This window comes from Klebsiella sp. MS 92-3 (assembly GCF_000195655.1).
GTDB lineage: Bacteria > Pseudomonadota > Gammaproteobacteria > Enterobacterales > Enterobacteriaceae > Klebsiella > Klebsiella pneumoniae.
In genome coordinates, this window is record NZ_GL882809.1 from 659 (window position 1) to 8,745 (window position 8,087).

An 8,087-nucleotide genomic window follows, 5' to 3' on the forward strand; every position below is an offset into this window, starting at 1 on the left:
CGCCGGGGTCAGGAACACTTTGCCATCGCGGGCAGAGGGCCAGGCGAAGCGGCCGCGTTCCAGCCGTTTGGTCAGCAGGCACAGCCCGTCGCCGGTGGACCACAGCAGTTTGACCTTACTGCCGCTGCGGCCCCGGAAGATGAAGACATGGCCGGACATCGGGTCATCTTTCAGCATCGTCTGCACCTTTGCGGCGAGACCATTGAAGCCGTTGCGCATGTCGGTGATACCGGCAACCAGCCAGATTTTGGTGCCTGTTGGCAGGTGGTTATCACTTCCTTTATCTGTCCTGTGATGATCCTTATGACTTCGCCAGACTACTTCACCACACACATGGGTCTGCCAGATACCGGTTCGGGATGGATTTCCGCTTCTACGCTGAACACCGTCTTTAGAAGCTCTGGTTTCATCACTGCTTCCGGAGCACCTTGCGCCATCACGCGACCGCTTGCCAGTACCACCAGATGATCGCAATAGCGGCTGGCCTGATTCAGATCGTGGAGTACCGTCACTACGGTTTTCCCCTGCCTTTTGAGTTCAACCATCAGGCGCATCAGTTCAACCTGATGATTGATATCGAGGTAGGTCGTAGGCTCATCAAGAAGAATGAGTGGGGTATCCTGTGCCAGCACCATCGCCAGAAACGCACGCTGGCGCTGGCCGCCGGAAAGCTGGGTTAACCTGCGGTCAGCCAGATTGCGCGTCCGGGTCTGACTCATTGCCACGTTGACCCGCTCGTTGTCTTCCGCGGAGAGTCGCCCCCACAACGACAGCCACGGGCTGCGGCCGTAGGAAACCAGTTCCCGTACAGTGATCCCCTCGGGGGATAAATGGTGTTGCGGCAGTAAAGCCAGGCGGCGAGCCAGCTGGCGGGCGGAAAAACCGGCTATGGGTTTTTCATCAAGCAATATCTCGCCAGAGTCTGGTGTTAACAGGCGAGAAAAACAGTTCAACAGCGTCGATTTCCCGCAACCGTTAGGGCCGAGCAGGGCCGTGATTTTTCCGGCAGGCAGGGCGAGAGAAAGTCCATCCAGCACGGTTTGTGCGCCATAGCTGACGGTCAGATTTTCAGTACGTAATCTCATTTATCGCATTCTCACAAGCAGCCAGACAAACCACGGTGCGCCGATAATGGCGGTCAGCACGCCTGCCGGAAGCTCCAGCGGCGGATGAATGATTCGTGCCAGCAGATCGGCAATGACCAGCAACAACGCGCCCGTCAGGGCCGAAACGGGCATCAGCCAGCGGTGACGCCCGCCGGCGATCCTGCGCACCATGTGCGGCACGACGAGACCAATAAAACTTATCGGGCCACAGACGGCCACGCCGGTTGCTGTCATCGCGACAGCCAGCATCAGCCCCTGGAACCGGGTGCGCTGAACCGACACGCCGAGCGTGGCTGCTCGTGCATCGCCCAGCGCCAGCAGGTCGAGATCGCGACAAAAGCGCAGGCTCAGCGGCAAAAACAGAATGAGCAACGGCACGGCAATCTTCACAAAGTGCCAGTCGCGCCCCCATAAGCTACCCGTCAGCCACAGCAGGGCACTGTTTACATCCTGCGGGTGCAGGAGCATCAGGTAATCCGTCAGGCTCGCCCAGCAGGCGGAAAGCGCCACGCCGGTGAGCGCCAGCTTCATCGGCTGGTGGGTCTTTGCCAGCATCTTCAGCAAGATCAACCCCGCCATACCGCCCGCAAAGGCCAGCAGCGGCAGCACCATCACGGATAGTGATGGCATAAGAAGCAGTGCTCCCACAGAGGCAAGGCTGGCGGCATGGTTAATGCCGAGAATATCCGGTGATGCTAGCGGGTTACGCACAATCCCCTGTACCAGCACGCCCGCCACGGCGAGGGCTGCACCGACAAACAGTGCCAGCAGCAAGCGCGGCAGTCGGTACTCCATCAATACATAATAATGCTCGCGTCCGTCCTGCCAGTCGGTCAGCAGCGCGCGCCACGGCACGGGGATCACCCCCATATGGAGTGATAACAGCGCACAGCCTGCCAGGGCAAGGGTGATGGAAATGACCAGCGCAATTTTCATCCTCGCCTCCTCACCAGCCAGACAAAGCAAGGACTGCCAATCAGCGCCAGCACTGCGCCTGCGGGCAGATCGCCGGGGAAGGCCAGCGCGCGTGCGAGTACATCTGCCATCAGCATCAGCGTGGCCCCCAGCAGCATGCTCACCGGCAGTACGTTGCGCTGATCGAAGCCTGCCCAGAAGCGCGCCAGATGTGGCACCAGCAGGCCGATAAACGCCACCGGACCTGCCACACTGACGCACGCGCCAACCAGAAGCAGCACTAACATATTGATGATCAAACGTAGTCTCGGCAGGTTCACTCCCAGCGTATGGGCGGTACTGTCGCTGACGTTGAGCAGGTTCAGTTGATTCGCCAGCAGCAACACGACAGGGACTGCAGTGACCACCACCGGCAAGAGCTGCCAGACATCCTGCCAGTGGGCGTGGGACACTCCGCCTGCCAGCCAGTAAAAGATGCCGTAAGCATGATCTTCGGCCAGCAGTAGGGTGATGCGGGTCAGGGCCATACAAAAGGCCGACAGCGCGATACCCGCGAGGATCAGTTTGTTTCTGTCCTGGGTATGACGAAACCCGCCTCCTGCGGTCATGACCAGCAGCCAGCTCACGCCGCCCCCGCATGCCGCGATGAACGACAGGGAATAGCCTGCAACCGGCGTCGGACTCAGCGCGCTGGTAAGCGCCATAGCCAGCGCCGCGCCGCTGTTAATGCCGAGCAGTGAAGGAGAGGCCATTGGGTTGTGGGTCAGGGTTTGCAGCAGCGTGCCCGCGAGCGCCAGGCTTGCGCCGATCAGAACGGCGACCAGGCTTCGCGGCAAACGAAGGTTTTGCACCAGCGCTTCTGGTAGCGTTGGCGTGTGTCCAGGCAGCAGGGCGCGGATTGCGTCTGCTCCGGAAACAGGAATGGCCGAGTAGCAAAACAGACTCAGCCAGAAAATAATAATAAGTACTGCAACGGGAAGCCCCCACAGCAGCACCGGGTGTTTTAGCGCGGTCATTTCACATCGGTAAGCGGCTGATGGTGGAAGATTTTTACCGTGTCAGCGGCAATACGCTCTGCGGCAAAAATACCGCGCATCCGCGCCCAGGCGTTACTGTCGACTGAAGCAACCTGCTGCTTCTGCGCGGCGGTTAATATCTGCCAGAGCGGATCTTGTTGCCAGCGTTTAACAATGCTCTCTTCGCGATAGTGGGCAACCAGCAGCCAGGCAGGATTGACCGCCAGCAGTTGCTCCAGGCCGATGGACGGCATGGACGCGCCCGCCATCGCAGCGGGAACGTTCAGCCCCAGAGAAGCCAGCACGCTGCCGGTCCAGGTCTCCTGGGTATGCAGGTTGAATAGCTGTTCGCGTGATGTGCCAAAGGCCACGCGTGTCCCTGTGGGAAGCTGGCTGGCCCACTGCGCCATCTTCTCTTTATGTTGTTCCAGACGCGCCTGCATCTCTCGTTTTTTACCTACCACTTCGCCGATGATAGCCGCTGAGTGCAAATTTTCAGCGTAGGTTTCGTTGCGGGACTTAAGCAGCAGTACCGGCGCGATTTGCTGCAAGGCGGTGTAAATCCCCGCATGGCGACTGCTGTCGGCAATGATCAGGTCTGGTTTCAGGGCAGCAATGGCTTCCAGGCTCGGCTGCGCGCGCGTTCCGACGGACTGCCACGGTTTCAGGTGCGCACGCACTTCGGGCAGGATGCGTTTTGCATCGTTATCGTCGGCAATACCGATCGGGCTGACGTCCACGGCGGCCAGCGCATCGGCGAACGAGAGTTCCAGCACCACAATCCGTTGTGGCGTTTTATCGAGTGTAAACGTGCCGTGTTCGTCCTGAACCGTGGCGGCAAAGGCGTGGCCGATCACCAGCAGCAGGCCTGCAAAAAGAAAACGGATAAATGCCAACATAGTCACATTCCAGCTAAAAGCCCGGCAAGCCGGGCGTTAACACATCAGAACTTCAACGACCCCTGCATATACAGCGTGCGCGGCTGGCCTGCGTAGATGCCTTTGTTGTTGTCGTCATAAGAGCGGATGAAGTAGTCCTGGTCGAAGATGTTTTTCACACCGAACGCCAGGTTCAGATCTGCCATCTGCGGGCCAAAGTCATACGCCACGCGTGCGCCCCAGAGCATGAAGCCGGGAATGCGGCCGGTACTGCCGTCGGCGCTCTCTTTCACCGTATTGGCGTTATCCGCAAACTGGCTGGACTGGAAATCGCTGTTCAGATTGAACGTCCAGTTGCCCGGCTTGTAGTCCACGCCCAGCGTGCCTTTATGTTTCGGGGAGAATGGCACCTGATTGCCATAGGTGTCGCCTTTCTCGCGGATTTCCGCGTTCACATACGCATAGCTGGCGTAGACGGAAACGTTATCAAGCGTTGGCGTTAGCGTACCCAGGTCGTAACGTGCCTGCGTTTCCAGCCCGGTATGGCGCGTTTTGCCACGTGCAGTGACGGTGTCGTTGGTCTGGTTGGAGTCGTACTGATTGTTAAAGTTAATTAGGAACAGCCCCATTTCCGCCGTCAGCGCGCCGTCGTCGTAGCGGGTACCGAGTTCCCAGGTTCGCGCTTTTTCCGGTTCCACATTGCCGCTTTGCACAGCCTTGCCAATCTGGCTGTACTGTACGGTGCCGAACGAGCCTTCAGTGTTTGCATAAAGATTCCAGCTATCAGTCAGGTGATAGAGCACGTTCAACGCCGGAAGCGGTGCGTTATAGCTCACCTCTTCGTGCGTGCCTTTGATGGCGTTGTTCTGGTATGACTCGATATGTTCGAAACGCATACCCGGCGTGATGGTCCAGTTGCCGATGTCGATTTTGTCATCCAGATACCAGGCGTGCGCCTCGGTGCCGGAACGCGTGTCGCGGTCGTAAGGGCTTGAGCCGGACGGCAACTGCCCGCTGCTGGTGGCGGTGTAGTAACGCATTTCATGCGTTGATTCATTCACATAGCGATAGCCCACGCCCACTTCGTGCGCGTAAGGGCCGATCATAAAGCTCTGGCTGTAGCGTGGCTCAATACCGCGCACCCAGTAGTTACGCGGCGAGAGGGTGATGCGTTTGCCTTGCTCCAGGTAGCCGCTGCGCAGGGTTTGGGTGTAGAACCCCAGAATGTTGAATTTATGCTGGCTGTCCGGCTGGAACTGGTAGCCCAGGCTCGCCAGCTTGCGACGGCCCCAGAAGCGGTCATACGGGTGGGTGGATTGCCAGCGATCGGCGTCGTAATCCGCGCGGGACAGGCCGCCGGGCATGTCGGCTTCACCATCGTAATATTGCAGCAGGCTGTTGAAGGTGTGCACCTTATTCGGCGCATATTTGCTTTTCAGCATCAGGTCGTCGATGCGGGTGGCGCTGTGCTCGCGCCAGTCACTGCCGCGCGTGCCGGAGTAGAGCAGCGCGGTGCCAAAACCGTTGTCCGCTGTGCCGCCCACCATCAGGTTGTGCGTCTCTTTCGGGTTGTTTTGTGAAGAGGTTGGGCTGAGCTGACCTTCCACCCCCGCCTCGATACCAAAGTCCTGCGGAATGGCGCGGGTAACAAAGTTCACCACGCCGCCCACGCTCTGCGGTCCGTAACGCACCGCACCACCACCGCGCACCACGTCAATGGCATCCATGTTGCCGAGCGAAACGGGAGCCAGTGAAAGCTGCGGCTGACCGTAAGGGGCAAAGGGGACGGGGATGCCGTCCATCAGGACGGTCGAGCGGCTGGCGAGGCGTGGGTTCAGGCCCCGGATGCCAAAGTTCATCGCCAGGTCGTGGCTGCCGGTGCCGTTGTTTTCCGGCGCGCTGACGCCAGGGATGCGGTTAAGCACCTCACGCATGGTGGTTGCGCCGGTTTTGGCGAAATCCTCACGGCGGATCACGTCACGCGCGCCAGCATGTTCAAATACGTCGTTTTCACGCGCATCGCCCAGCCAGTCGCCGACCACGGTCAGGGCATCTTCTTTTGGCGCGGGCGCGGGCTCCAGCGTCCAGCTGTTATTTCCCAGCGGTTTTACCTGCAGTCCGCTGCCGTCCAGCAGCTGTTGCAGGCCGCTCTCGACGTCGTAATCTCCGTGCAGGCCGTTGCTCTGCTTGCCGCGCGTCAGGCTGGCGTCAACCGAGAGGGTAATTCCGCTGTGTGCGGCATACTGATTGAGCGCTTTGTCGAGCGATCCCGGTGCGATATCAACCTGTGCAGCAAAAGCGGAAAACGAGAGACCGGCCAGCGGCAGCAGGCTCAGGCGAATGGCGTTAACCAAAGGTGTTGTTTTACGAAAAACGCGTAACGGCGTCATACCTTCTCCATCATCATTTTTGTTGTGTTCAGCTATGAGTCGAACGAGAAGGTAAAAAGGACAATCGAAATGAGAATTATTTTTCTTACAGCGGTGAAATGTTTATCCAGTACCGCGTAATAGACTGAATTTTAACGGGAAGCGTTTGAGCGATAACGTTCAGGATCGCATCGGTATTTTTCAGCGGGAACGTCCCGCTCAGGCGCAGCCCGGCAACGGCGGGATCGCAGCGCAGCACGCCGTTGCGGTAACGGCTTAGCGTGGCTATCACCTCACCCAGCGGTTTATCGCTGAAGCTCAGGATGCCCTTCGTCCAGCTTGTACTCTCGTCATCCAGCGGTTTCACTGCGCCAAACTCAGAGGCGCTGAACTGCAGGCTTTCACCAGCGTTCACGATGCGTTTTTGCGCGGGGGCACTGGCGAGAAGCACTTCCACGGCGTGCTGCTGCACGTCAAGCTGCGTGAAATTATCCTGCTGGCGGACGGTAAATTCTGTCCCTAAAGCGGTGAGTTGGCCCTGACGGGTCAGGACGCGGAAGGGGCGTTGCTGCGCATCTTTCGCGGTAGTAATGGCGATTTCACCGTACCAGAGCCGGACGGTGCGCTGATGCGCATCAAAACGCACATCCGCCGCGCTTTGGGTATTCAGCGTGAGCAGGGAGCCATCTTCCAGTTGCTGACGGCTGACTGCGCCTTTGGCGGTGCGGTAATCTGCCCGCAGACCTTCGCCGGTTTCCGACTGCCAGAGTTGCCAGCCTCCGCCAGCGCCGAGCAACAGCAGTAATCCTTTCATCACGTGACGGCGGGTGAGGCGGGTATCGTGCAGCGCCCGGCTGGCAACGTCGCCAGGCACACCGCCAAGCTGGTTGCGCAGGTTTTCAACCTGCTGCCAGGCCCACTGGTTATCCTGATCCTGTTCATACCACTGTTGCCAGCGCGCTTCCTGTTGTGGGCTGACGCGCTCGCCGCTTAGCACGGCATACCAGTGGGAAGCTGAACGCAGCGCCTGACGGCGGGAATCGGTTAACGAAGGATTCATAACCCATGCTCCAGACGAAACAGCAGGCAGTGCTCGACGGCTTTCGCCACGTATTTTTTCACGGAGCTGACGGAAACACCGAGTTTGTGCGCAATCTCGCTGTATGTCAGGCCATCCAGTTGCGAAAGCAGAAACGCTTCACGTGTTTTTCCGTTTAGCCCGTCCAGCATGCTGTCGACGAGTTGTAGGGTCTCGAGCTGGCTTTCGCGTTCCTCAGGTGAAGGCGCTACCCCCTCCGGCATAAGCGCCAGCATCTCCAGATACGCTTTTTCCAGCGCGTTTCGGCGAAACAGGTCCACCATCACGCGTTTGGCGATAGTGCACAGGAAAGAGCGAGGATCGCGGATCGTCGAGAGCGTTTCGCTGCTCATTACCCGCAAAAAAGTGTCCTGGGCAATGTCATCTGCATCAAAGGCAGACTGGAGTTTGCGCGTCAGCCAACTTTTCAACCAGCCGTGATGGGTGCCATAAAGCGACTCGAACGTTAAGGAAGCTGTGGTAGTGGCACGGTCAGACATGCGGAGTGCATCAAAAGTTAATTATCACGTAGCCATATTAATATGAGAATGGTTATCATTACAATTGGAAATAAAATTGTTTCCAATAAACATTTTTAACATGTTGTTTTTCTAAGTGTTATAAGGTAGGTATAAAATGGGATGGATCCTCTGCTTCTGGCATCTGTCGGTCAGAATGACATCATGATGTGGTCTGCTATTATTGACATCCTCCCCCCCCCCCCC

Annotated in this window: 8 protein-coding genes; all 8 read right to left on the bottom strand. The window is 58.3% G+C overall.

Translation table 11 applies throughout. The features are described from left to right. A partial coding sequence (gene tnpB, locus HMPREF9538_RS0127730; protein ID WP_228701567.1) for an IS66 family insertion sequence element accessory protein TnpB occupies positions 1-264 on the bottom strand: 264 nt, incomplete at its 3' end. 53 nt (positions 265-317) lie between these two features. Beyond that, positions 318-1,085, bottom strand: a complete 768-nt coding sequence (gene fecE, locus HMPREF9538_RS13530) for a Fe(3+) dicitrate ABC transporter ATP-binding protein FecE (protein WP_004152282.1) — start codon at positions 1,083-1,085, stop codon at positions 318-320. Next, positions 1,086-2,042, bottom strand: coding sequence for a Fe(3+) dicitrate ABC transporter permease subunit FecD (fecD, locus tag HMPREF9538_RS13525; protein WP_004152281.1), 957 nt, complete (start codon positions 2,040-2,042; stop codon positions 1,086-1,088). Next, a complete protein-coding gene (gene fecC, locus HMPREF9538_RS13520) occupies positions 2,039-3,037 on the bottom strand; it encodes an iron-dicitrate ABC transporter permease FecC (protein WP_004118243.1) in 999 nt (332 codons plus the stop codon). The genes fecD and fecC overlap by 4 nt, the downstream gene beginning before the upstream one ends. After that, entirely contained in the window at positions 3,034-3,936 is a 903-nt protein-coding gene (gene fecB, locus HMPREF9538_RS13515) for a Fe(3+) dicitrate ABC transporter substrate-binding protein FecB (protein WP_004118241.1), read from the bottom strand. The genes fecC and fecB overlap by 4 nt, the downstream gene beginning before the upstream one ends. A gap of 44 nt (positions 3,937-3,980) precedes the next feature. Beyond that, positions 3,981-6,305 (bottom strand): TonB-dependent Fe(3+) dicitrate receptor FecA, encoded by a 2,325-nt coding sequence (gene fecA / locus HMPREF9538_RS13510; RefSeq protein WP_009485148.1) that lies wholly within the window; start codon positions 6,303-6,305, stop codon positions 3,981-3,983. 85 nt (positions 6,306-6,390) lie between these two features. Beyond that, positions 6,391-7,344 carry a ferric citrate uptake sigma factor regulator FecR gene (gene fecR / locus HMPREF9538_RS13505; protein WP_004118237.1) on the bottom strand — a complete coding sequence of 318 codons (954 nt, stop codon included), beginning with the start codon at positions 7,342-7,344 and terminating at the stop codon, positions 6,391-6,393. Next, a complete protein-coding gene (fecI, locus tag HMPREF9538_RS13500; protein ID WP_004118235.1) occupies positions 7,341-7,862 on the bottom strand; it encodes an RNA polymerase sigma factor FecI in 522 nt (173 codons plus the stop codon). The genes fecR and fecI overlap by 4 nt, the downstream gene beginning before the upstream one ends. Positions 7,863-8,087 lie beyond the last annotated feature (225 nt).

What these genes read in the sequence shown, in the direction of transcription:
- fecE (WP_004152282.1), bottom strand. Translation starts at nt 1,085, where the DNA reads ATGAGATTACGTACTGAAAATCTGACCGTCAGCTATGGCGCACAAACC.
- fecD (WP_004152281.1), bottom strand. Translation starts at nt 2,042, where the DNA reads ATGAAAATTGCGCTGGTCATTTCCATCACCCTTGCCCTGGCAGGCTGT.
- fecC (WP_004118243.1), bottom strand. Translation starts at nt 3,037, where the DNA reads ATGACCGCGCTAAAACACCCGGTGCTGCTGTGGGGGCTTCCCGTTGCA.
- fecB (WP_004118241.1), bottom strand. Translation starts at nt 3,936, where the DNA reads ATGTTGGCATTTATCCGTTTTCTTTTTGCAGGCCTGCTGCTGGTGATC.
- fecA (WP_009485148.1), bottom strand. Translation starts at nt 6,305, where the DNA reads ATGACGCCGTTACGCGTTTTTCGTAAAACAACACCTTTGGTTAACGCC.
- fecR (WP_004118237.1), bottom strand. Translation starts at nt 7,344, where the DNA reads ATGAATCCTTCGTTAACCGATTCCCGCCGTCAGGCGCTGCGTTCAGCT.
- fecI (WP_004118235.1), bottom strand. Translation starts at nt 7,862, where the DNA reads ATGTCTGACCGTGCCACTACCACAGCTTCCTTAACGTTCGAGTCGCTT.